Source organism: Flavobacterium esculini (assembly GCF_048284325.1).
Lineage (GTDB): Bacteria > Bacteroidota > Bacteroidia > Flavobacteriales > Flavobacteriaceae > Flavobacterium.
In genome coordinates this window covers 141052-167446 of record NZ_JBLVPI010000003.1, presented here as the reverse complement: position 1 = coordinate 167446, position 26395 = coordinate 141052, and the positions used below count along the sequence as shown (strand labels likewise).

The window sequence follows — 26395 nt, the reverse complement described above, 5'->3', positions numbered from 1 at the left end:
ACAACTTAATAAATAACATTGCAAAAATCTTATCCAAAACATATTTGCAGGCTGCATTAAATCATAGTTAAATCAAATATCATCTATTTATGAAAAAAGTAACTAAAAATATTTTAATCGTATTTTCGGCTTTGCTTCTAGCAAATACGATTCTAGCACAAACAAATTCTAGTACTTCCAACCTCCGAACATTAGTTGTCTTTTTTGATGGCCTAAGGCCGGATTATATCACCCCAGAATTAATGCCAAATGTATATTTATTTAGTAAAAAAGGAAGTTATGGCAAACAACATCACAGTGTTTTTCCAACAGTAACTAGAGTAAATGCATCTTCGTTATCTACCGGATGCTATCCAGGCAGTCATGGACTAATGGGAAATACGGTTTATTTTCCTGAGATAAAAGAGACAGCAGGTTTAAGCACTGGTGATGCTGCGGAATTAAATAAAATCGCTAAAGCAACAGACAATCATTTATTGACATCTGTTTCACTAGGAGAGGTTTTAGAACAAAGTGGTTCCAAATTATTTGTATTTAGCTCCGGTTCAACCGGACAAGCCTTAATGCAAAATCATAAAGTAAGTGGAGGCGCAATCATTAATACCACGATGATTCTGCCGAAGTCTTTAAAAATGGAGATCGTAAACGAGATTGGAGAAGCTCCAGAGGGATTAGGGAAACACAAATGGTTAACAGATGCTGTTATCAAGTATGGCTTAACATTAGAGGGACCATTAGTCAGTACTCTTTGGTATGGCGACCCGGATTCGGCTGCTCATAAAAACGGAATAGGATCACCTGAAGCCATTGAGTCTATCAAATATGTTGATGAACAGTTTGGAAGAATTATTAAAGCTCTTGAATTAAAAGGACTTGATCAAAACTTTAATATTATCATTTCTTCCGATCATGGTTTTGTAACCCATATTGGAAAACAAGGTCTTGCCGATTTCTTAATTCAGAAAGGACTAAAAAAAGACAAGGAATCAACAGAAATAGTGGTTGCAGAAGGGGCAATTTATGTAAAGGATCATGACGAAAAAAGCATAAAAAATATTGTTGCAGCCTTGCAGGAACAGAAATGGATTGGTGGTATTTATACTAAAGCTTCAAAAGAAGAAGACCTAAAAGGTTTTGTAGAAGGAACTCTTTCTTTTGAAACAATACATTGGGATCATGACCGATCAGGAGATATCCTGGTTGATATGAACTGGAATGATAACAAAAACGGAGCGGGATATGCAGGTGCAAGTTTCGCAAGAGGCGTTGCAGGTCATGGTGGCTTTAGTCCTTATGAAATTCATATCGCATTATTAGCTAATGGTCCTAGTTTTAGGAAAAATTTTGAAGGCAATTTGCCTACCTCTAATGTTGATATAATTCCCACTGTTCTCCATCTACATAATTTAACTATTCCTAAACAAATGGATGGTCGGGTTATCTATGAGTTGCTTTCCGAGAATCCTCCAGCTGACACTCCTAATTCAGCTAAGATTGAAACAATCAAAACGGAAGCAAAGCTACCTTGGGGAGTTTATAAACTAGAATTGGAAAGATCAGTTTTAGGAAAATATAATTATCCCAATTTCACGAAAGTAATTAGAAAGGAATAATAATAATGACTCTAATGTAAAAGTAATGATGGTATCTTAAATGCTAAGATACCATCATTTTTTTGTTCCTATAAACACTTAATTAATAGATAAAATATATCGAACATCTTAAAAATAGTTTATCTAATTATCAAAGGTTCATCTTGTTCAATTTTTAGGTTGGTGTATTGACAAAATTCTTCGATTGACACGAACTCATTCTGGAGCTTATTGAAAGTACTATGATTTTTGATTGTAGCGCTTTTTATCTTTTAGGAGAAACACTTAATGCTTTTTTATAATTCCTTATACAGGGAAGCACAGGATACTTTTACTATTCAACTCTTTTATCTTTAAAGTTTAGTACTAAAAATTTGATAACATGATTCATTTAAAAAAAATTCTTATAATTCTAATTGTTTTAGGTCCAAAACTATCTGTGTCAGCTCAAGTTAAATTACCTGCCTTGGTTAGTGATAATATGGTTTTACAACAAAATGCAAAAGTGAATTTGTGGGGATGGGCAGCGCCAAATGAAAAAATAAATATCCAATTAGGTTGGCAAAATTCTCTTGTAGAAATCACAACGAACTTGGATGGGACATGGAAAACAGTAGTAGATACCCCTCAAGGCAGTGAACGATCCTATGATATAACTATTGAAGCTACCAATAAAATTATACTTCACAATGTGCTTATTGGAGAAGTTTGGATTTGTTCAGGACAATCAAATATGTATTATCCGGTGGGAAGACAAGAAGGAACCAACAGGATAGGAATAAAAAATTATGAGGAAGAAATTAAAAATGCTACTTATTCCAATATTAGATTGTTTACCGTTTTGACCAAAGCTTCGCCAAAACCATTGAATGATGTTACGGGAAGCTGGTTGGCATGTTCGCCAAGCACCGTGAAAACATTTTCGGCTGTAGCCTATTTTTTTGGAAGGGATTTGTATCAAAATCTAAAAATCCCTATAGGATTAATTTCGTCTTCATGGGGTGGAACAAAGGTCGAGGCCTGGACTTCGCAAAGTGTTTTGGAAGAGAATCCAGATTTTTTGTCCATTTTGGAAACCGATGCAAAAAATGAAAAATTATACCAAGAAAAACTCGAAAGCTATTATTTTTATTTAAAAAAAGAACAAATCGCCAACAATAATGATTTGTCTAAAAGTCAATTAAAAAAGCCCAAAAAAGAGGATAATAAAACATCATATGTATTATATAATGCGATGTTGCGTCCTTTGATTAATTATACTATGAAAGGAGTAATTTGGTACCAAGGAGAGAGTAATGCGGATCAGCCATATCTATATCGAAGCTTATTTCCAGCAATGATTAAGAATTGGCGAAGCGATTGGAATCAAGGGGATTTTCCATTTTATTTTGTACAAGTAGCTCCTCATCGCAGTTTGAATCCAGAGTTAAGGGAAGCACAATTAATCACGTCAAAAAATGTGGTCAATACCGGAATGGCTGTAATAACAGATATTGAGGATCCAGTAAATCTTCATCCAATAAACAAGTATACAGTTGGTTATCGATTGGCTTTAATAGCCCGTGCCAAAACTTATAATGAAGCTAATCTAACCTATTCCGGCCCTATTTACAATCACATGAAAATCAAAAAAGAACGAGTTCAATTGTTTTTTGATTATGCCAATTCCGGACTTGTGAAAAACGGAGAAGTTTTGAAAGAATTTGAGATCGCAGGAAAAGATCAGTTATTTTATCCTGCAGATGCTAAAATTGACGGTAATACCGTTGTGGTTTTTGCTGCAAAAGTAAAAAAACCGGTAGCAGTTCGTTTTGCATGGAAAGCGGTACCGGAGCCTAATTTATTCAATAAAGAAAACTTGCCGGCTTCTCCTTTCAGGACAGATAATTGGGCTAAAAAAACGGATATTAAATTTTAATTACCTAAATATAAAAATATATGAATGCTATTTACACCGTTTTTAAAAGACTATTTTTAATTGTTTTACTACTTTGTTTTCAATTGAATGGACAAGAAAAAATTGATAGAAAACTGTTGGTTTCCAGACATAATATTGAAATTAAAGCGATAGATACGCTGGCTTCATTGAGTGTAGGAAACGGGACTTTTGCGTATACTGTCGATGTTACAGGATTGCAAACTTTTCCTGAAGTGTATCAATATGGTATTCCTTTGGGAACGCAATCAGAATGGGGTTGGGATAGCTACCCAAATACCGGAAATTATAAATTTAGTGAAACGCTAAAGGAGTTTGATCAGTATAAGAGAAAAGTTTCTTATGCTGTACAATTAAAAACACCGGGAAGACAAGTTGATGCGGTTAATTATTTTCGTGCGAATCCTCATCGATTGCAACTCGGAAATTTAGGATTGGACTTGTATAAAAAAAATGGGGAAAAGGTGAAACCGGAAGACCTCAAGGATATAAAGCAAACCTTAAATTTATGGAGTGGTGAAATTGAAAGTCATTTTTCAATAGAAGGAATTCCGGTAACGGTTTGGACGGCCTGTCATCAAAAGGAAGATGTTGTTGGTGCTCGAATACAATCGGATTTAATTAAGAAAGGACAATTAAAAATCCGCCTTAGATTGCCTCAGCCAACTGGTGAATGGGCTGATTTTGGTACAAAATGGAACGATAAAATAAAGTACGCAAGCAATATTTCTTCTCAAAATAAGCAAAAAGCGGTAATTACCCGTAAAATGGATTCTATAACCTATCACATAGGATTGTCGTGGGAAGGACAAGCAAAAATAAGCGTAAAAGAAGAAAATTATTATCTTTTGACTCCTTCTAAAACAGATTCTTTTTCATTTAGCTGTACGTTCAAAAATCAAAAAATTGAAGTGATTCCATCCTTTTCTGTTGTAGAAAAAAGTAGTATCGAAGGATGGAAGAATTTTTGGCAAAGCGGTGGTGCTATAGATTTTTCTGGAAGTACGGATAGTCGGGCCAATGAATTGGAGCGAAGAATTATTCTTTCGCAGTACCTTACCAAATTGCAATGTACCGGAGCTATTCCTCCACAGGAAACAGGTCTGACCTACAACAGCTGGTATGGTAGACCTCATTTAGAAATGCATTGGTGGCATGGAGTACATTTTGCTTTATGGGGCAGATCGGAATTATTAGAGAAAAGTTTACCATGGTATCAAAAAGTATTTGATAAAGCAGCTAATATCGCTAAAAGACAAGGTTTTGAGGGTGTCAGATGGCAAAAAATGACAGACCCGGATGGAAATGAAGGTCCGTCTTCTATTGGGGCTTTTTTAATTTGGCAACAGCCACATTTCATAACATTCGCGGATTTAATGTACAGAGCGAATCCTACAAAAGAAACCCTAGAAAAATATAAAAAAGAAGTCTTTGCTACTGCAGATTTCATGGCTTCTTTTGCAAATTATAATAAAGAAAAAGACCGATACGAACTAGGACCAGGCGTAATTCCGGCGCAAGAACGCTTCAAGGCTATGGAAACATTTAATCCTACTTATGAATTAGCGTATTGGAATTGGGCATTGGGTACAGCTATAAAATGGAAAGAACAACTGCACGAAAAAGTACCTTCAAAATGGGGAACTGTTCTTGAAAAATTGTCTGCATTACCGGTTCAAGATAATGTTTATTTAGCAACAGAAAGTGCTAAAGATTCGTATACCAATCCAGAGTTTAAAACAGATCATCCGTCTGTTTTAGGGACTTACGGAATGCTACCGGAAACCTCTTTATTGAATAAAGAGATTATGAAAAATACGTTTGATTTAGTCTGGAAAACTTGGTCTTGGGAAAAAACCTGGGGTTGGGATTTTCCTATGACAGCGATGGCAGCAGCGCGTTTAGGAATGCCTGACAAAGCTCTTGACGCCTTATTTATGAAAGTACAGACCAATACCTATTTAAAAAATGGTCACAATTACCAGGAAGAGCGTTTGCCTCTTTATTTACCTGGGAACGGAGGTTTATTAACTGCTGTTGCAATGATGTGTGCAGGATGGGATGGAAGCACAGGCACAAACCCTGGATTTCCTAAAGATGGCTCTTGGAAGGTTAAATGGGAAGGATTAAAAAAAATGCCCTAAAATTTTAAGTCACCTCAATTTGTAAAAAAGTTTACACTAGAGAGATGAAAATAAAATAGCATCAGGATTTATTTTTAAAATGATATAAAACAACAAATGATATTGTAATTTTCTGCTTTCAGCAATCATCCAAACATCCCTAGCCATTTTCGATCCATTTGATTGAAAATAGCTAGGGATGTTTTTTTATATGTATTCCTGAAAATTAGTTTTTCTGGCATTTTGGAATAAGAAACCTCCTAATAAACACTCCTAATAAACACTCCTAATAAACACTCCTAATTCTTACTTTGAATAATTTCGTAAATAAGATGTTATAAATTAATACAATTGTCATTATAACAATAAATAAATTATTAAAAATGTATAAAATTAAGTTAAAAATTTCAAAATACTGAATTTCAGTTAATTAGATTTCAAATAAATGTAAATTTTGCACTTAAAACTTAATCTTCTGAAAACTAACAGGATAGGGCAGGACACTATTAAATAGACATCCCAATATATTTGAGACAACTAACCCTAACCTCATCACTATGAAATATGTTTATTGAATGCTATGTTGTTCCCTTTTACTTATTTATCACCGCAATAAATACTTAAAAATCTACAGGTAACTGTGGCTATCAAAGTCGCAAAAAAACAAATTATATTTTTTTAAATTCTTAACCATTGATTGTTATATGAAAAAACAACTACTTTTTGGGTTTATATCGTTTCTTTTCAGGAAGATGCTCTTTAGACTTACTTTTTTTACTGTTTTGTGCCTTTTTACTGTACAGACCTCGTTTGCACAGCAATGGAATATTTTGGGCAATGAAACCCAGATATCATCCGTTGCGGCTACGTACACTTCCATAACGGTTTTGGATAATGTCCCTTATGTAGCGTTCAGAGAAGGTACTATTGCAAAAGTAAAAAAAAGAAATGCTGCTACAGGCGCATGGGAACAGCTGGGTAATGATATCGGCTCCAATCTCACGTATACAAGAATATATCTTGATAAGGCCAGCAATCTTTTTATTACCTATGTTGATGCTTCTAATGGAAATAAATTAGCAGTAAAAATTTATAATACAGATACACAGATTTGGGAACCGCTGAGCGGCGACAGTAATAACTTGTATGTTTCGACTGGCTCGGTTACCAATACCGTGTCTCAATACGGTTCAACACCACGCAGTTCATTGGCATTCGATTCAGACAATAAACCCTACATTGCCTTTGGTGATGGAGTAAACCTGACGCCTTATGTGAAGAAGTTTGATGGCACCTCTTGGACAACGATAGGTTCCGCTCCTGTGAATGCTTCTGCAAAAGCTGTAGCAGTAAGCTTGGTAATCGACGAGGCAGATGTGCCTTGGCTTGTCTATTGCAGCTTGTCTGCAACTAGTTCTTCTACAGGAACTATGGCACTTTACCAATGCAATGGCGGTATCTGGACACCTGTTACAACAACCGTAACAGCTGCCATTCGTCATACCAGTATGACACTCAATTCTATTGGAAATTTGGCGATTGCCTATTTCAATACCGCCACTACCAATAGGGCTACGGTTATTGTTTATAACAAAACAGCTGGAACCTGGAGTTCAGCAACAACCCTTTCCTCTCGGGATGCTCCAAGCATCAGCTTAATCAGAGATGTTTCAGGCAACTTGTATTGCTCCTTTATTGATAATGTTAGCAGCACCGCTACCTTCTCAGCGCGCGTGTTTAAGCAAGCTGCAGGTGTAACTGCTTGGACTGAAATGAAAGATCCTTTAGTAGCACGTGGTATCGACGAGCCTGTAGGTAACCTAACCATTGCCACAGGAAGTGAATATCCTTTTGTAGTTTACACAAAAAATAATTCAAGTAGCATCAGCACACCTGTTGTCCGTATTTACACTCCACCGCCACCCCCGGCAGTACTTAGTACTCTTGCTGTAACTAATATCACTACCACATCGGCAGAAACAGGTGGAAACATTACCTCTAATGGTGGCTCAGCCATTACAGAAAGAGGAATTGTTTACAACACTAGTGGAAATCCAACAACGGCAAACACCAAGATTGTGGCTGGCTCCGCAGGTTCAGGGTCATATACTGTGACCATTCCCGGACTTAATCCTACAACCTTGTATTATATAAGAGCTTATGCTATTAACAGTGGTGGAACCTCTTATGGTGACAATGTGAGATTAAATACTCTCGTGCTACCAGATGCGATTGTGACCACTCCGAAGCAAATGGAGTTCCTAAATCGTGGAGTAGTTGCGGTGCGTAAATCGAGCAGTCAGGTATTTATTAGCTGGCGCTTACTGGGTAATGACCCTGCAGGAATTGCTTTTAATATTTACAGAGATAATATGAAGCTTAATGCAGCACCTATAACGGCTTCAACAAACTTTTTGGACAATACTGCCTCTAACGGTAGCTATACAGTGAAAGTGGTGAAAAATAATGTAGAAGGACCAGCTTCAGCTCCTATTTCAGTATGGGCAAATAATCAATTAACGATTCCGTTACAAATCCCTGCAGGAGGAACTACTCCCGATGGTAAAGTCTATACTTACACGGCAAATGACGCCAGTGTGGGTGATGTAGATGGTGATGGAGAGTATGAAATTTTCTTAAAATGGGAGCCTACTGCAAAAAATGACAATGCAGGAGGGTATAGCGGCAACCAAATCTTCGACTGTTATAAATTGAACGGAACTAAATTATGGCGTATTGACTTAGGAATCAATATGAATGCAGGTCCGCATTTTAATCAATTTATGGTATATGACTTTGACGGAGACGGGAAGGCTGAAATCATCTTAAAAACTGCCGACGGCAGTAAGGATGGAACCGGAGTAGTTATCGGTAATGCCAATGTTGATTACCGCAATACTTCAGGATGGGTGCAACAGGGACCTGAGTTCCTGACAGTCTTCAACGGATTAACGGGTGCTGCTATGGCAACAATCCCTTACCAGCCCGCTAGAGGTAATACTTCGGATTGGGGAGATAATTATGGCAACCGTCAGGATCGTTTTGTATCAGCTGTGGCTTACCTTGATGGTGCCCGTCCAAGCCTGATTGTAGGCCGCGGATATTATGACAAACTGGTGCGAGCAGCATACGACTGGCGCAACGGACAACTTACGCTACGCTGGATTTTCGACAGTAAAGACCCGAGTGATCTGGCCAATAATGCGATATCAAGCCAAGGGAATCACCAGATGACTATTGGTGACGTTGATGGTGATGGAAAAGATGAAATCATTAACGGATCAAGTGCTATTAATGATAATGGTAAACGCCTTTGGACTTACGGTCAGGGCCATGGAGATGCGCTGCATATGTCGGACATGGATCCGGATCGTCCGGGACAGGAAATTTGGCAGTGTCTTGAGTCTCCAGGTCAATACAGTCCATATGGTATACGACTTAATAATGCCAAAACCGGCGAAATGATTTTTGGTGCACCAACCACAGGGGATGTTGGTCGTGCTTTGGCCGCAGATATTGATCCTAACCACAGAGGGTATGAGATGTGGAGCTCTTCTGGTAATCTTTATAATGTTCAGGACGGTGAAATTGGAACAATCAAACCAACTAACGGTAGTCAGTCCGTTAATGGTGCTGTATGGTGGGATGGCGATTTAGGTCGCGAATTATTGGATGGTACAATCATGGATAAATGGAATCCTGCGACAAAATCACTGAACCGTTTGTTTACGATATATCAGGCTGCACCGGTTTCGTCAAATAACGACACTAAAAAGAATCCTGCTCTTACTGCGGACCTTATGGGCGACTGGAGAGAGGAAATTATTCTTCGCCGCTCAGATAATACTGCGCTAATTCTTTTCACTACTACTATTCCTACGGAGCATCGAATTTATACCTTGATGCATGACCCTCAATATCGTACCGCTATAGCGTGGCAAAATTCAGGCTATAATCAGCCGCCACACCCAAGTTTTTTTCTGGGTTATGATATGGCTGAAGCGCCAGTGCCTAATATTGAAGTAAAATACATTTCGGCACCAGCGGTTATGGGTGCAACTATGAATACACGTGCTGATGGATGTGATGCAGCTGTCACTTATGCCGCAGAAGCAGACGGACTTCCAGCTCCAAATTATACTTATACTTTTACGGGAGCCACTTCAGGTTCCGGAGACGGGACAGGTTCTGGTAGCGTATTCAATAAAGGGGTTACAAATGTTACGATTACAGCTAACAACTCTTCGGGTTCCATTAACTACAGTTTTAATGTCACTGTAATTGATTCAATCGCGCCCGTTATATCAGTAGATAACTTAACAGTTGCCACTAATGAGGGATGTACCGCAACAGGGGTAATATTGACGCAGCCAAGTATTTCAGACAACTGTACAAATGCTGCTGATTTAATACTAACGAATGATGCGCCTGTGTCTTATCCTATTGGTACGACAACCGTTACCTGGACAGTGAAAGATGCTCAAAACAACGTGGCTATAGCGACTCAAATTGTAACAGTAAAAGATACCGAGGCACCAGTTTTAACAAATCCTTCTGCTCAAAATTTATGCTACAATGCAACCTACAGCATTCCTGCTCTAGTAGCTAATGACAATTGCGGTATAGCTACTATTGTCTATAAAATAACAGGAGCTACCGAAAGAAATGGTTCAGGTAGTGATGCAAGCGGAAATTTCAATGTTGGCCTATCTACTATCACTTGGACGGTTACCGATGTTAATGGCAATCAAACAACCGGAAGTACTCCCGTTACGGTAGGCACTCCTTTAACTGCAAGAATCCCTGATGTATATGCATTAAGCCAAACCATTGTTCAAAAGAATACACTTTATATGGGTTATGGCCCTACATCATTTACTATAGGTGCTATACAAACTGGCGGTACTTCTCCTTATACATACAGTTGGAATACCGGACAAACATCCTTATCTATCAATGTACATAGTGCCGGTACTTATAGCGTAACTGTAACCGATGCAATAGGCTGTACTATTGAAGCATCAATAGTGGTTAATGTGATAGATATTAGCTGTGGTAATAAAAATGATAAAGTTATGGTCTGTCATAACGGAGTCGCGATTTGTGTTGCTTCTTCTGCTGTTCGGGCTCATCTTAATCATGGTTGCACACTGGGATCTTGCACAACAACAGCTAAGACAGCTACCACTTCATTGAAGATTGACGGACCAAGCGTTTCAATTGTACCTGAAGTATTGGTTTATCCAAATCCATCTGCAGGACAATTTACAGTGCAACTTAGTGGTTACAAATCGTCAAAAGCGGATGTTATAATCATGAACATGACTGGGCAAATTGTAACACAAAAAGAAGTCAAATTAATTGATGGTAAGCAAACCGTCGCATTCAATATATCCAATCATGCTCAAGGTATATATCTTTTAAAAGTACTTAGTGCAGATGGGGTAAATAGCCTAAAAATCGTGTTTGAAAAGTAATACGATTATTATTTTGCAAAGGAGGCTGTCTTTTTAGACAGCCTCCTTTTTTTATGGCTAAATCAGTTACCCTATAGCACAGGACAGTATTGAAACAATAAATAAATAAATTTGAAATAAAATACTCATCTTCTTTTCATGAAATGGACTTCCAGATACCTCCTTAAAACCTTCTTTTTAAGAACTTCAAAATGTTTGTTTTTAATATGCTTGGTCATCCCATTGGGAGTTTACTCTCAAATAGTAGACAAGAAAACGGCAGAGAAAAAGCCTAACATTTTGGTAATCATTGCTGATGATGCAGGCTGGAATGATGTAAACTATAATGGTTCTGAAATACAAACGCCTAACATTAATTTCTTGGCAAAAAAAGGAATTCAACTCAACCGATTTTATACGAGCCCAACCTGTTCTCCATCAAGAGCGTCTCTTTTAACCGGAATGCCGTCCAGTAGAATCGGAATTGTGGCACCCATTAGCGACAAAAGCAAACTAAGCTTACCCGATTCAATAACGACCCTACCACAAGCTTTGAAAAAAAAGAATTATGAAACTGCCTTATTCGGCAAATGGCATTTAGGACTCAATACTGCAAGCGGCCCCAATGTTTTTGGTTTTGATTATTCTTATGGTTTTCTTCACGGACAAATTGATCAATACACCCACAAATACAAGAACGGCGATGCGAGTTGGTATAGAAACGGCACCTTTATTACAGAAGAAGGACATACCACTGATTTAGTCACCAAAGAAACGATAGATTGGCTGGCGAATAAAAGAGATTCCTCCAAAAATTTCTACATTCAGTTGGCATACAGTGCACCCCACTTCCCATTGCAGGAAGAAGATAAATGGAAAAAACCTTATTTAAAAACCATCAAAAATAGCTCCCGAAGAGATTATGCAGCTGCCATGACCCATATGGATTATAGTATTGGATTGGTGATGGAAGCCTTAAAGAAATTGAATTTAGAGGACAATACCCTTATCGTTTTTTTAAGCGATAATGGCGCCATGGAAAACTGGAATTCTAAAAATGAATATGGAGGAGTACATGAATCCAATCCTGTGTTGGGAAGCAATTTTCCTTTGCGAGATTGGAAAACATCCAATTATGAGGGCGCCATTCGAGTTCCGGCTATTGTGTATTGGAAAAACCATCTGACTCCTAAAAAGAATAACAACTACATCGCCATCACAGATCTTATGCCTACCTTTCTGACCCTTTCAGGAGCCGAAATACCAAAAGGAGTTGAAGGAGAAAACATATGGCAAACCATTTTCAATTCTAAAACAACAAAGCATGACATATACATCAGAGGACACATTCAAGAAAGCCTGATACGCAAACCTTGGAAAATCATTCGAAGCCGTCATGCTGATGATTCTCCTGCATTATTTGAACTTTACAATATTGAAAATGACCCGGAAGAAAAACAAAATGTAATTTTGGATAATGCTACAATTGCTGCTCAAATGAAAACAGCATTGAAACAGCAGTTTTTAAAAGACGATAAAAAAGTCAATGCAGATTTAAAATAAAAAAATGACTCCAATAATATGAAGCTTAAAAAATTATTTATCCTATTATTAATGCTGTGTTGCCTCCCTGTTTTTGCTCAAAAAAGGGAACAAAAAAAGGAAAATACTATTGCTGACAAACCATTATTTCGTGATGCAATTTATGATGGTGCTGCTGACCCTACAATAATTTGGAATGAAAAAGAGAAAAAGTGGTTTATGTTTTATACCAATCGCAGAGCCAATATTGGAGGGAATGGCGTAAGCTGGGTTCATGGAACTCCCATTGGCATTGCTGAATCATCCGATGGTGCCCATTGGACTTACAAAGCCAATTGCACGATCAATTACAGTATGAAAGACGGTATGAAAGACGGTACCTATTGGGCTCCGGAGGTAATTGAACATAAAGGAAAATATCACATGTACTTAACTATTGTTCCTGGTATTTTCGAAGATTGGTACCACCCACGTTATATCGTTCATTTAACCAGTAAAAATGGGGTCGATTGGAAATTCGAATCCAAATTAAATCTCGCATCTGAACGTTGCATTGATGCTTCTGTATTTCGTTTGCCAAATGGAATCTGGCGCATGTACTACAATAATGAAAACGATGGTAAATCGATATATTATGCGGACAGCAAAGATTTATACCATTGGGTTGACAGCGGTAAAAAAGTAGTAAAAGATCGAGGAGAAGGGCCAAAAGTATTTCAATGGAAAAACAAAAACTGGATGATAATCGATGCTTGGAAAGGCTTAGGGGTTTTTTCTTCTGATGATTTTGTAAATTGGATCCGACAAGAAAAAAATATCTTACAAATCCCTGGAACAGGTGAAGATGATAAAGTAATTGGCGGCCATGCAGATGTAATTGTAAAGGATGATAAAGCTTATATTTTCTACTTTACACATCCTGGACGCACTCCCGAAAATAAAGGAAAAGATACTTTTGAAACCAGACGAAGTTCCATTCAAGTAGCCGAATTAGAATATAACAACGGTGCAATTATATGCAACCGTGACAAACCTGTAACGATTAACCTTAAACCAACAAAAAAATGGAAAATAAAATGATTCGCAATGCTTTTAAAATGAAATTAAAACCAGGTTTTGAATTGGAGTATAAAAAAAGACACGACGAAATTTGGCCTGAATTAGAAAGCTTACTTTCTGAAACCGGCATTCAGGATTATAGTATCTTTCTGGATGAAGAAACGCTGATACTTTTTGCAGTTCAAAAAATAAACGAAGATTTTGATATGGATTTTTTACCCAACCATCCTATCGTAAAAAAATGGTGGGCGTATATGGGAGATATTATGGAAACAAATCCAGATAATTCGCCAATTGCGAGTCCTTTAAAAGAAGTTTTTCACATGGATTAAAGTTTACACAAGTGGTTTTTATTTCAAAAATGAACCACAAAATCTAAAGCTACAAAAAGTGTCGATTAGATTTCACTGTCCATTTTTTCAGCGTAGAGCGAAAAATATTCCTTGTAAACGGTCAAAAGGAGCTTGTCTTAAATGAGAAGAAATAAACTTTTCTCTATATTTAAAATTTTAATATTTAATAAAAATCAAAGGAAATAATCCGTACGATTATTAGACAAATAAGAACTATGAATGCTATGAAATATACGCTTTTAATATTAACTATTTTGCTGGTATCTTCCGGGATCCATGCACAAGAAAGGGTAGTTACTGAACTTACGAATGGATGGAAATTTTCAAAAGGCATTAACGAAAAGGCTTTCGAAAATGATTTTAATGATTCGAAATGGCAAACTGTAAACGTTCCTCATGATTGGGCTATTTACGGTCCTTTTGATAAAGAAATAGATAAGCAAATTGCTGCCATTGAGCAAAACGGAGAAAAAATAGCTACTGAAAAAACAGGACGAACAGGAGCCTTGCCTTATATTGGAGAAGCTTGGTATCGCAATGGATTTTCAATACCGCATTTTGACAAAAACAAAAAAGTGATTCTCCTTTTTGAAGGCGCTATGAGCGAACCCAAAGTATTTGTAAACGGCAAAAAAGTGGGAGAGTGGAATTACGGTTACAATTACTTCTATTTTGATATTACAGATTATGTTGCAGCCAACGGAAAAAACAGTCTGGCGGTTCATTTATCAAATCTTGGATTATCATCGCGCTGGTATCCTGGAGCTGGTTTGTATAGAAAAGTAAAAATTATAGTTAAAAATAAAGAGAGTATTGATCAATGGGGAACTTTTATTACCACGCCATTTATCTCTTCTGATTTGGCTAAAGTGACGATTAAAACAAAAGTTTCCGGAGGAAACCTTCGCATTATCACCAAAATAAAAGACGCCAAAGGAATTGAAGTAGCAACTAACGAGAATTCGACTCTTTTCGGAAATGAATTCGAACAAAATATTGCCGTCAAAAACCCGCATTTATGGAGTCCGGAAAGCCCTTATCTCTATACAGCTACATCTCAAATATATCTTGGCGATGTCCTGAAAGATGAAATAACCACGCGATTTGGTATTCGAAGCATTAAATACGAAGCAAACAAAGGTTTTAGTTTAAATGGTGAAGTACGCAAATTCAAAGGGGTTTGTTTGCACCACGATTTAGGGCCTATAGGAACTGCAATCAACAAAGCCGCTTTGCGCAGGCAGTTGACTATTTTAAAAGATATGGGATGCAATGCCATTCGCAGTTCACACAATATGCCGTCATTGGAACAACTGGAATTGTGTGACGAAATGGGATTCATGTTCTTGGCAGAAAGTTTTGATGAATGGGCCAAGCCAAAAGTTAAAAATGGCTACCACCGATTCTTTGAAACAGATGCTGAAAAAGACATTGTGAATTTGGTTCAAGCAACCCGCAATCATCCGTGTATCGTGATGTGGAGCTCTGGGAATGAAGTTCCGGATCAACATGGAGCAGAAGGAGTTAAACGAGCGAAGTGGTTGCAGGATATATTTCATCGTGAGGATCCTACAAGACCGGTAACTGTAGGAATGGATCAGGTAAAAGCTACGTTGGCATCAGGATTTGGGGCATTGTTAGACATTCCGGGACTTAATTATCGCGTTCATTTGTATGAAGAAGCTTTTGGAAAATTTCCGCAAGGTTTTATTTTAGGCTCTGAAACGGCATCAACAGTAAGTTCACGAGGTATTTATAAATTCCCTGTGGTGAAAGCACAATCCAAACAATATGATGATTTTCAAACTTCTTCTTATGATTTAGAATATTGCAGTTGGTCTAATTTACCGGATGATGATTTTGTTTTGCAAGATGACAAGCCTTGGGTTATCGGTGAATTTGTATGGACTGGTTTTGATTATTTAGGCGAACCTACGCCTTATGATGAAAAGTGGCCTTCCCGAAGTTCTTATTTTGGGATCAGTGATTTAGCTGGTTTACCAAAAGATAGATTCTATTTGTACCGTAGTCGTTGGAATACCAATGATAAAACCTTACATATTTTGCCACATTGGAATTGGGAAGGAAGAGAAGGACAAACGACACCTATATTTGTCTACACAAATTATGAAAGTGCCGAACTTTTTGTGAATGGGAAAAGTATGGGAATTAAAAGAAAAAATAATGCCACACCACAAAACCGTTACCGATTGATGTGGATGGATGTCAAATACGAACCCGGAACGGTAAAAGTAGTTGCTTTTGACAAACAAGGAAATCGTGTTGCTGAAGAAGAAATCCATACCGCAGAAAAGCCATACCAAATAAAACTCGAAGCCGATAGAACGAACCTGGAAGCGAATGGGGAAGACTTAGCTTTTGTTACGGTTTCTGTAGTAGATAAAAAAGGTAATCCTTGTCCAAATGCTACGCAACAACTCCATTTTAAGGTAACCGGAAAAGGAACGTATCGCGCAGCGTGTAATGGAGACGCTACCTCTTTGGAACTATTTCATTTACCTACCATGAAACTATTTAACGGTAAATTAGTTGTTTTGGTTCAGTCCACTTCAAAAGCGGGTGAAATAGAATTAGAAGTTACGGGTAAAGGACTCAAAACCGGAAAAATACCTTTGAAATCAAATTGATTTCGGGTTGTAATCACACTTTAAAAACAAATCAAGGAACAGTCAACCCCGATTACAAAGAGTGTACAACAAAATACACTTTTTAAAATCTTTAATTCATCTTTATAACAATCGTTGTATTGCGAATTAATTAATTTTAATCTTCGAAAGTCTGCTATATCTGCGTGCAATTTTTCACACAGATATAGCAGATTTTCGAAGATTTTTTTTTTAACATATTTTAAAAGTTTAATTTGTCGTGAACCCTATACTACAGGACAGTATAACTATTTTTATTGAATATATTTGAAAGCTGTCGGAAGATATAATTTAAACGAAAGTACCAATGAATAACAGCTTTAAAAATATATTTTTATTATTACTTTTAATTAATTTCGGAGTTATATCTGTTAAAGCTCAGAAAGTAGTAACCGTTATAGATGTTATAAAGTACGGCGCTATTGGTAATGGAAAAGTGTTAGATACAAAGGCAATCCAAAAAGCAATTGACGTAGCTGCAAAATTAGGGAATGGAACAAAAGTTCTACTTCCTACAAACCACCAATATCTTATTAGTACGCTGGTTTTAAAAAGTAACATTGAATTTTATTTAGAAGGAAACGCACAACTTTTGGTAAGCACTAAAAAAGAAGATTATTTGGTTGAAGGTTCCATAATAGCGAATGATGTTAAAAACCTGAAAATATCAGGTACAGGAAGTATTAATGGACGAGCATTAGAGTTTATGTCGCATTACGATACGGTAAAGGAAATTTGGATGCCAAAAGACTGGAGACCAAAATTATTTATTCTTACTAAATGTATAGATTTAGAAATAACGGATATCACTATTGAAAAAGCACCTTCTTGGAGTCTGCACATGCTGGGTTGTGAAAATGTTTTAATCGATGGCGTAAAAATCAAAAATAATCTTGACGTACCTAATTGCGATGGAATTGACCCCGATCATTGCCGAAATGTTGAAATACGTAATTGCGAAATAAGCTGTGGTGATGATGCGATAGTAGTAAAAGCAACGCAACAAGAAATTGATTACGGTCCATCTGCGAATATTTGGGTTCACGATTGTAAATTGGAAACTCAGGATTCGGGATTAAAAATAGGAACAGAAACAGCACAAGATATATACAATATTGTTTTTGAACGATGTGAAATAAAAACCAGTTGCCGCGGATTGACAATCCAATTGCGTGATGAAGGGGATGTGTATAACATCGTTTTTAGAGATATAAATTTTATTTCCCGATATCATTCTAATCCTTGGTGGGGGCGTGGTGAGGCGATTTCACTAACAGCGATACAGCGCAATCCGGAGACTAAAATTGGAAAAATTCACAATGTTTTAATTGAAAATGTAAAAGGAATGGCCGAAAACAGTATCCGTATCAATGGTACAAAAGAAAGTAGAATCACCGATATCCGACTTTATAATGTTGCCGTTACCTTAAACAGATGGACAAAATATCCCGGTAATGTCTTTGACAACCGCCCTACAAAAGCGTATGAAGGTATTGAAAATCATGATACTCCGGGGATTTTTATTCGGTATAGCGATCGTGTAGTATTAGAAAACTGCAGCATAGCTTGGGGTAATTCGATTCCGGATTATTTTACAAATGCCATTCAAGCAAATAATGTGACAGGATTAGAACTGATTAATTTTAAAGGAGAATCAGCTAATCCTGCAAAATATAAGGCCATAGATATTCCCAAACTGTAATTAATTTATAAAATATGACTTTAGATTTTAAAAATAAATGTTGGTTAAAACGATGCAAAAAATCATTTTTGTCATTGCTGATACTCTTATTTTTTGGAGTTCAGGCTTGGTCACAAGAAAACCGCAGTTTTAAAATTTTTCAGTTTCCAGCAAATAAAATCCCTACGGTTGACGGAAATGCAGAAGATTGGAAAATAGTTCCTGAAAGTTATGCTGTTGGAATGGGAGAATTATGGGATGACAGTGGAAAACAAACTAAAGCGGATCCGAAAAATCTGGATGTGAGTGTAAAAGTGGCTTGGGTAAAAGGATTGAATCGGCTGTATTTTTTATATGAAGCCTACGATAATTATTGGGATTTTTATTTGACGGGTTTGCACAACGATATATTTGAAATCACTGTAGACGGCGATCAATCCGGAGGCCCATTTATTGATCGTTTTCATCCCAATAAATCATTGACAAATACGATGGATGGCTATTTCTCTTATCATGGCGTTCATGCACAAAACTATCATATTTTTACCCCTTCGGAAGGAAAAGATTGGGCTTTAGCTTGGGGAAGTCAGCCCTGGATAAAAGAATTGCCGTATTCCAATGCTGCGACACATTACAATTTTAAACCCGGAGAATCAGGAAAATTGACATTGGAGTTTTGGATAACTCCTTTTGATTATGCAGGAAATGATCCTGAAAGAGCTATTGAATCCATATTGGAAGAAAATAAAAACATAGGACTTTGTTGGGCAATAATTGATTATGATGATGTGAATAAAGAGGCCAATAATGGGTTTTGGAACTTATCAAAAGAGCATACCATGTACGGAAATGCCAGCTATAGTTTGCCTTTTAAATTAATGCCGCTTGAAGATCAGTTCAAGAAAGGAATAGCTACAAAATGGTCTTTTAATGTGGTTGATATGAATCGAAGAATGGTTGCTTTTATAGATAAATCCGAGGGGGAAATCAAATCGTGGAAATGGGATTTTGGGGATGGAACAAGTTCTTCAGAGCAAAACCCAATACATCAATATAAACAAGCTGGAAAATATATTGTGGTTTTAAATATTGAAGGCCCTAAAGGCAAATCCAGACTTTCCAAAGTTTGGGATGTAGCATTGAAATAAAAAAATCTAAAAAAATTAAAAAATGTAATTATTCAATCTATTAAAAATTTGTTTTCAACGGATTAAAATCCGTTGCTACAATATGTTACGAGCCTACTGCTCTCTTATGTAAAGTTCCATAGGAACGATTTGTTTTGTAGCAACGGATTTTAATCCGTTGAAAATAGGAAATATTGAGTTAAAAAGTTCCATGGGAAAGATTCATATAAAATTGATTTTACATCAAAAAATTATAAAAAAGAAAAAGAATCAAAATAATTTAAATAAAAAAAAATGTCACCTAAAATTAAATTATACTTGCCTGTAGCCTTAGTAATTATGGCTTTTGTAGGCTGTAAAACGTATAAAAACACTTCTGAAACAAGAATAGTGTTAACCAATAATTCTAATTTGGAATTAACAGATAAACCAATTTCTATCGCAAGAAAGCTGTTGCCTGTAAAAGGAGATTTGAATAATTACCCTGTATTGGTTTATAAAAATGACACGATCCCTTCTCAAGTTAATGATTTAGATGGCGATGGAAAATGGGATGAACTATTTGTAGTGACCAATTTTTCGGCCAATGAAAAGAAAAATACCCAACTTGTTTGGGTAAAAAAAGCACCTAAATTTACGATTAGAACTAGCGCAAGATTTGGAAAAAGAGAAACCGAAAACGAACCTTTACAACCCGCAACCGAAGAAACTGTAAATGCGAATCAAGTCTATAAAAAACTAGGTTTTCAAAAATACCAAACCGATGGTCCTTCCTGGGAAAATGACAAAGTAGGTTTTAGGCATTATCTAGATGGTAGAAATGCCAAAGATGTTTTTGGAAAAAAAATACCTGCCATTACTCCGGAAAATGTTGGAATTAACAGTAAAGGAGCCGTAGAAGATAATTATCATGTGATGTATGATTGGGGAAGAGATGTTTTTCCCGTGGGAAGTTCAGCTGGCCTTGGGGGGTACGCATTACTCGTAGGAAATGAAATTAACAGACTTGGAATTCTTGGAACCGACACTTTGAATAATATCGAAAAGACAACTTTTAAAATTGTGAGTGAAGGACCTGAAAATTCTGTTTTAAGTTATGATTATCACAATTGGAATGCATCGGGAAATAAGTATCAGGTAAAAGAAATTACGTCTATCTGGCCCGGAATGTATGGCTATAAAAACACAGTTAGTCTGGATGGACTTAAAGGAAACGAAATGTTACTTATTGCCTTATCAAACATTAACAATCAAAAACCTTTAAATGTAGTTGAAGCCGGTAATTTTGTTTGTCTTATTCAACATGATAACTTAGGTTATAATCGCGAATGGATTATGGGAACAGCAATAATAGTTCCTAAAAAGGGATACAACGGCTATATGGAAGCGCCAAAAACAGGGCAACTAACCAATTCTTATTTGGCTAAATTCAAAGTCGAAAACAAGGAGCCAATCAGTTATTATGCCATTGCAGCTTGGGAATTGAGTGCCGATAAAAATTTCAAGGATTCGGCCTATTTCAATAATTATGTAATCAACTTAGCCAAACAACTTTCTACCGAAATCACTGTTAAAATCAATAAATAAACCTTATTTGTATTTCTAAAACCGATAGTATGAAACATTCTTTTTCTAAAATCGCAACGCTTTTGTTTACGAGCGTGCTAGTATCAACAGCTACAGTACATGCACAAAAAAACGATGCAACCGCGCCACTGCATTTGCTTCAACCAGATTATCCAACACCTTATGGAACTCCTCAAAAAGATAGTATCAAAAAGGTATTGGACAGAGTTTATAAATTTCTGGATGCAAATTCAGCTTCTAAAATTGTAAATGCAACGACAAAAGCGGAAATCACGAATTATAAAAAAGGCAATGAAGACATCATGTTTGAGTCAGGTGCTTTTAGACTTACCAGTTACGAATGGGGAGTTACTTATGCGGGAATGCTTTTAGCTTCTAAAGCTACGGGCGAAAAATATTTTGCCGATTATTCCAACAAGCGAATCAAATTAATCGCAGATATCGCCGAAAATTATAAAGAGCAAAACATCAAAGATAAAGACATGCTCAAAACCTTGCATCCTGAAGCATTAGATTTTGCAGGAGCACTTTGTGCAGCCTTTATAAAAGCAAAGCAAGAGGGACTAAAAGCAAATGTAGATCCGCTGATTAATAATTATATTGACTTCATCAGCAACAAGCAATTTAGACTGCAAGATGGAACTTTGGCCAGAAACAGACCTCAGGACAACACGCTTTGGTTAGACGACATGTTCATGAGCGTACCGGCACTTGCCCAAATGGGTAAATATTCAGGAGATGTTAAATATTTTGATGATGCCGTAAAACAAGTCAACCAGTTTTCAGGGAGAATGTTCAATAAAGAAAAAGGAATTTACATGCACGGTTGGGTGCAATCTATGGAAGACCATCCTCAATTTCACTGGGGTAGAGCTAATGGTTGGGCAGTGATGACAATGGTTGAATTATTGGAAGTTTTGCCTAAAAACCACCCAGGATATGCAGGAGTTTTGGCGCAATTGCAAGCACATATCAAAGGATTGGCAAAATACCAAGACGGAACTGGTTTTTGGCACCAATTATTGGATAGAAATGATACTTATCTAGAAACTTCGGCAACAGCCATTTACACCTATTCAATTGCCAGAGCCATTAATCGTGGTTATGTTGATAAAATGACTTACGCACCAGCGGTTCTATTGGCATGGAATGCAGTAGCCTCCAAAGTCAATGCCAAAGGACAAGTAGAAGGAACTTGTGTGGGAACAGGTATGGGATTTGACCCTGCTTTTTATTACTATCGTCCAATAAATGTATTTGCAGCTCATGGCTATGGGCCTGTTTTATTGGCTGGATCTGAAGTGATTTTGTTATTGAAAGACAGTCAATTCGAAATCAACGATAGCTCTGTCCAATTAAAAATAGAAGGTAAAAACAACCAACACAAATGAAAATTAACCCCCTTTTACATACCATTATAGTATTGGTTACGGCGACTACTTTTGGTCAAATTGGTACTCGTTTTCCATCCGAAAAAAAGACAATTAAAGACCCTGTTACGGGTCAGGAATTAATTTTTTTAACGACAAAATCGGCGGGCGATTCCAAAACGTATCCAACGCACCCACAGTGGACTTCAGACGGGAAATGGTTGGTGTTTAGATCTAACAGAGTTAAAGGGGAAGCCATTGCGGTCAATGAAAAATCGGGTGTATTGGTTCAAGTTACAGAAGGCGGTTATAACGGAACGCTTTGCATAGCGCAAAAGTCAATGAAATTGTACTTTATGCGTAAAGGCCAAGAAGACAAAATGCAAATCATAGAAGTAAATTTGGCGAGTGTATTTGAAGACAGTAAATCAGGAAAAATGAAACCCGTTTCGGCTTACGAACGTGTCTGTGGTATGACTAATCCGGAAATGGGTGCTTCAGGCGATATGGCATTGGATGCCGATGAAGGCAGCGTTTATTTTAGAGTTGGAAAAGAAGAAGCCGCTAAACATTTGACTGCCGGGGTTACTCTCGAAAAAAGTTTTGGACCCAGAAATATGGGCGCTGGCCCGGGCGGAATAGGTAGCATGAATTTGAAAACAGGCGAGTTGAAGCATGTCATTTCGGTTCCTTTTCAAATTGGACACATCCAATCAAATATCTGGAATCCGGGCGAAATTATTTTTTGCTGGGAAACAGGGGGGAAGTCACCCCAACGTACGTGGACTGTTATGGCAGACGGTACAGGTTTACGCCCTTTGTATCCTGAATCCGATTTTGAATGGGTTACACACGAAGCCGTAATTTCTAAAGATGAAGTAGCCATGGCGATTATGGGACATCGAAAAATTGATATTGAGAAAGATCCCCCTGTGGAAGTTGCGGCCAACGGCGAGATAAGAAATCCAGTCAATCCCGGCCAAGAAAGTAATTGGGGAGCCACTGGAACTAGAGAAAAACCTACAGGTCTTGCCATTGTAAATCTTAGAACCAGAGAGATGATTATTGCAGGGCAAACTAAAAACGGTAGCGGTTTATGGCACGTACATGGTTCAGCTGATGGACGATGGGCCGTGGGCGATGATTTTTCGCGAAGTTTATATCTAATTGACCGAAAAACTAACGAAATGATAATGCTTACAACGGGTCATAAAGAAACTGCGGCTGATCATTTACACCCTACTTTTAATCGCGATGGAACTAAAATAGAAATACAATCGGCGATGCTTTCTGAAGACAATCGTACCATGAATATCTGTATTGTCAATGTGCCAAAAAAATGGTTGAAACGTAAAGTTGAATAACTAAGTCAATAAAAAAGACACCTTCAAATTTTAAAAAATAGTTTCTTTTACAAAATCAGCGTAATCTGCATGCCAAAATTCTCACGCAGCTTACGCAGATGCTAAAATTGAAAAATAAAGAGTACTAATAAAACGAATGTTGGGGAGAAATTTACCCAATTCAAAAATTAAAAAAAATGAACTATTTTAAAATAAAACATTTACCATTTACCTTCTTATTGTTGTTTTTAGCTTTGGCTACAGACGGTTTTTCCCAAGCACGCAAAGTAACTAATTTTGATAGTGGCTGGCAATTTATAAAAGGAGAAGTCCCTGGTGCAGAGAAACCTTTGTTTAATGATACACAATGGAGAAAATTAGATGTACCTCATGATTGGAGCATTGAAGGACCTTATGATAGAGACAACACATCAGGCCGTGGCGGTGGCTATTTACCAACTGGAATTGGATGGTATCGCAAAACATTTGAAATGAATGCCGCTGATGCGAAAAAAATATGTACAATCGAATTTGATGGAATCATGGCTAATAGTGAGGTATGGATAAATGGAAAACATTTAGGAAAACGCCCGTACGGGTATACCAGCTTTACTTATGACCTTACTCCTTATTTAAACTTTGGCAAGGCTAACGTTATAGCAGTGAGAGCCGATAATTCAATCCAACCTGCTTCCCGTTATTACACTGGCGCAGGTATTTATCGTCACGTTCGTTTAGTTTCGGTAAATCCAACTCATTTTAAACATTGGGGAACATTTATCTCGACACCACTTGCTACAGCCACTAAAGGAGTAGTGAATCTAAAGGTAGAAATTGAGAATAAAGGAATCGGGGGGAATTACAAATTACAAATCGAAATTGTTGATGCTAAAGGAAAAGTGGTGAAAACTGTTGAAAGCCAAAAAAATATTGCAGCAAACACAACGAGCTTATTGTCGCAAGACATTGAAATCGCAAATCCAAAATTATGGGATATTGACGAACCTAATTTATACACTGCAACTACCAAATTATATTCAGGAACTACACTTATCGATAATCAAACTATTCCATTTGGAATTAAAAAATCAGAATTCATTGCTGAATCTGGCTTTTGGTTAAATGGTAAAAATTTAAAATTAAAAGGAGTTTGTTTGCATCACGATGGCGGAGCGGTTGGTGCGGCAGTACCTTTAGGCGTATGGAAAGAACGATTTAAAAAATTAAAAGAAGTTGGTGTAAATGCCATCCGTACCTCACACAATCCTGTTGCTCCGGAGTTTCTTGATTTGTGTGACCAAATGGGATTTGTAGTAATGGATGAAACCTTTGACACGTGGAATTCCGCTAAGCATAATGGCGAAAAAGGTTATAATTTATATTTCACGGATTGGTGGGAACAAGATACAAGAGATGTCATTTTGAGAGATAGAAATCATCCCTCTATCGTTATTTATAGTATTGGAAATGAAATACATGACGACCTAAGTTATCCTGAAGGGTACAAAAAATATAAAATGCAGGAAGACCTTGTAAAGAAATATGACGACACCAGACCCGTAACAATGGCGCTGTTCAGACCTGCTAATTCCAAAGTGTATCTTAGCGGTTTTGCAGAACAGATGGATGTGGTAGGGCAAAATTATCGTGAAAATGAATTAATTGCGGCACATGAAGCACACCCAAATTGGAAAGTATTGGGTACCGAAAACACCCACGTTATTAATCAATGGCTTGCTTTACGCGACAAACCGTATATGGCAGGTCAATTTCTATGGACGGGTTATGATTATTTAGGTGAAGCTGACTGGCCAGAAACGACCAACAATCAAGGTTTGTTTGACAGAGCCGGAAATTGGAAACAGCAAGCCTTACAGAGAGATAGCTGGTGGTCTACTGAACCAGTAGTACACATCGTGAGAAAATCTGAAAATGCCGGAGCAGGAAATTGGGTTGGCAATTGGACACCAAATGATTTTGATACCTATGATAATGCAAAAGTTCAGGTGTATAGCAATTGCGATGAAGTGGAACTTTTCCTTAATGAAAAGTCATTAGGATCAGTAAAAAAACCAGCTGATGATTCACCAAGAGAATGGAATGTCACTTTTGAAGAAGGTACCATAAAGGCAATTGGAAAAAATAATGATAAAATTGCAGCTCAAGAAGCATTTACATCTGCCGGAAAACCATCAAAAATTATACTTACTAAAAGTAATCCAACGCTAACAAATAATTGGGATGATGTCTCTTTTATCACAGCAACAATTGTTGATGATAAAGGTATACCATGTGCAAATGCAGATAATCTAATAAAATTTACTATTGCGGATTCCGGTAAAATTATTGGAGTTGACAATGGTAATATCATTAGTCATGAAGCCTATCAAGCTTCTGAAAGACAAGCATACAATGGGAAAACAATCGCAATCATTAAGGCCGCCAAAAATGGTGGTAAAATTGAGATAAAAGCAAGTGCAGAAGGACTTCAAGAAGGTTCAATAGCCATTGATATCGTTCCAGAAAAAAACTGATGCCAACCTAAAACTGATTCAAAAAG

14 protein-coding genes are annotated in these 26395 nt (G+C 37.1%); all 14 read left to right on the top strand.

Annotated elements, in window-relative coordinates; all coding sequences use genetic code 11:
- Positions 1 to 89 precede the first annotated feature (89 nt).
- Positions 90 to 1613 (top strand): alkaline phosphatase family protein, encoded by a 1524-nt coding sequence (locus ACNQGG_RS04075; protein ID WP_417961760.1) that lies wholly within the window; start codon positions 90 to 92, stop codon positions 1611 to 1613.
- Positions 1614 to 1974: 361 nt separating this feature from the next.
- Entirely contained in the window at positions 1975 to 3510 is a 1536-nt protein-coding gene (locus ACNQGG_RS04070; protein WP_417961759.1) for a sialate O-acetylesterase, read from the top strand.
- 20 nt (positions 3511 to 3530) lie between these two features.
- Complete coding sequence (locus ACNQGG_RS04065) at positions 3531 to 5672, top strand: hypothetical protein (protein ID WP_417961758.1); 2142 nt, start codon at positions 3531 to 3533, stop codon at positions 5670 to 5672.
- A 683-nt stretch (positions 5673 to 6355) separates the two neighbouring features.
- The gene (locus ACNQGG_RS04060) at positions 6356 to 11128 is read left to right on the top strand and encodes a rhamnogalacturonan lyase family protein (protein ID WP_417961757.1); all 4773 of its coding nucleotides are present in this window, start codon (positions 6356 to 6358) and stop codon (positions 11126 to 11128) included.
- A gap of 138 nt (positions 11129 to 11266) precedes the next feature.
- Positions 11267 to 12670 (top strand): sulfatase-like hydrolase/transferase, encoded by a 1404-nt coding sequence (locus ACNQGG_RS04055; protein WP_417961756.1) that lies wholly within the window; start codon positions 11267 to 11269, stop codon positions 12668 to 12670.
- 18 nt (positions 12671 to 12688) lie between these two features.
- Positions 12689 to 13729, top strand: a complete 1041-nt coding sequence (locus ACNQGG_RS04050; RefSeq protein ID WP_417961755.1) for a family 43 glycosylhydrolase — start codon at positions 12689 to 12691, stop codon at positions 13727 to 13729.
- Entirely contained in the window at positions 13714 to 14040 is a 327-nt protein-coding gene (rhaM, locus tag ACNQGG_RS04045; protein WP_417961754.1) for an L-rhamnose mutarotase, read from the top strand. The genes ACNQGG_RS04050 and rhaM overlap by 16 nt, the downstream gene beginning before the upstream one ends.
- Positions 14041 to 14285: 245 nt before the next feature.
- Positions 14286 to 16709 carry a DUF4982 domain-containing protein gene (locus tag ACNQGG_RS04040; protein ID WP_417961753.1) on the top strand — a complete coding sequence of 808 codons (2424 nt, stop codon included), beginning with the start codon at positions 14286 to 14288 and terminating at the stop codon, positions 16707 to 16709.
- Between the two features lie 325 nt (positions 16710 to 17034).
- Positions 17035 to 18429, top strand: a complete 1395-nt coding sequence (locus ACNQGG_RS04035) for a glycoside hydrolase family 28 protein (RefSeq protein ID WP_417961752.1) — start codon at positions 17035 to 17037, stop codon at positions 18427 to 18429.
- Positions 18430 to 18443: 14 nt separating this feature from the next.
- On the top strand, positions 18444 to 19556 hold the full coding sequence (locus ACNQGG_RS04030; protein ID WP_417961751.1) for a PKD domain-containing protein: 1113 nt from the start codon (positions 18444 to 18446) through the stop codon (positions 19554 to 19556).
- A 273-nt stretch (positions 19557 to 19829) separates the two neighbouring features.
- Positions 19830 to 21122, top strand: coding sequence for a DUF4861 domain-containing protein (locus ACNQGG_RS04025; RefSeq protein ID WP_417961750.1), 1293 nt, complete (start codon positions 19830 to 19832; stop codon positions 21120 to 21122).
- Between the two features lie 29 nt (positions 21123 to 21151).
- A complete protein-coding gene (locus tag ACNQGG_RS04020; protein WP_417961749.1) occupies positions 21152 to 22513 on the top strand; it encodes a glycoside hydrolase family 88/105 protein in 1362 nt (453 codons plus the stop codon).
- Positions 22510 to 23856: a TolB-like translocation protein gene (locus ACNQGG_RS04015; RefSeq protein WP_417961748.1), complete on the top strand. Its 1347-nt coding sequence runs from the start codon at positions 22510 to 22512 to the stop codon at positions 23854 to 23856. The genes ACNQGG_RS04020 and ACNQGG_RS04015 overlap by 4 nt, the downstream gene beginning before the upstream one ends.
- Before the next feature lie 176 nt (positions 23857 to 24032).
- The gene (locus ACNQGG_RS04010) at positions 24033 to 26369 is read left to right on the top strand and encodes a glycoside hydrolase family 2 TIM barrel-domain containing protein (protein WP_417961747.1); all 2337 of its coding nucleotides are present in this window, start codon (positions 24033 to 24035) and stop codon (positions 26367 to 26369) included.
- Positions 26370 to 26395 lie beyond the last annotated feature (26 nt).

What these genes read in the sequence shown, in the direction of transcription:
- ACNQGG_RS04075 (WP_417961760.1), top strand. Translation starts at nt 90, where the DNA reads ATGAAAAAAGTAACTAAAAATATTTTAATCGTATTTTCGGCTTTGCTT.
- ACNQGG_RS04035 (WP_417961752.1), top strand. Translation starts at nt 17,035, where the DNA reads ATGAATAACAGCTTTAAAAATATATTTTTATTATTACTTTTAATTAAT.
- ACNQGG_RS04050 (WP_417961755.1), top strand. Translation starts at nt 12,689, where the DNA reads ATGAAGCTTAAAAAATTATTTATCCTATTATTAATGCTGTGTTGCCTC.
- ACNQGG_RS04010 (WP_417961747.1), top strand. Translation starts at nt 24,033, where the DNA reads ATGAACTATTTTAAAATAAAACATTTACCATTTACCTTCTTATTGTTG.
- ACNQGG_RS04015 (WP_417961748.1), top strand. Translation starts at nt 22,510, where the DNA reads ATGAAAATTAACCCCCTTTTACATACCATTATAGTATTGGTTACGGCG.
- ACNQGG_RS04040 (WP_417961753.1), top strand. Translation starts at nt 14,286, where the DNA reads ATGAAATATACGCTTTTAATATTAACTATTTTGCTGGTATCTTCCGGG.
- ACNQGG_RS04025 (WP_417961750.1), top strand. Translation starts at nt 19,830, where the DNA reads ATGTCACCTAAAATTAAATTATACTTGCCTGTAGCCTTAGTAATTATG.
- ACNQGG_RS04020 (WP_417961749.1), top strand. Translation starts at nt 21,152, where the DNA reads ATGAAACATTCTTTTTCTAAAATCGCAACGCTTTTGTTTACGAGCGTG.
- ACNQGG_RS04070 (WP_417961759.1), top strand. Translation starts at nt 1,975, where the DNA reads ATGATTCATTTAAAAAAAATTCTTATAATTCTAATTGTTTTAGGTCCA.
- ACNQGG_RS04060 (WP_417961757.1), top strand. Translation starts at nt 6,356, where the DNA reads ATGAAAAAACAACTACTTTTTGGGTTTATATCGTTTCTTTTCAGGAAG.
- ACNQGG_RS04065 (WP_417961758.1), top strand. Translation starts at nt 3,531, where the DNA reads ATGAATGCTATTTACACCGTTTTTAAAAGACTATTTTTAATTGTTTTA.
- rhaM (WP_417961754.1), top strand. Translation starts at nt 13,714, where the DNA reads ATGGAAAATAAAATGATTCGCAATGCTTTTAAAATGAAATTAAAACCA.
- ACNQGG_RS04055 (WP_417961756.1), top strand. Translation starts at nt 11,267, where the DNA reads ATGAAATGGACTTCCAGATACCTCCTTAAAACCTTCTTTTTAAGAACT.
- ACNQGG_RS04030 (WP_417961751.1), top strand. Translation starts at nt 18,444, where the DNA reads ATGACTTTAGATTTTAAAAATAAATGTTGGTTAAAACGATGCAAAAAA.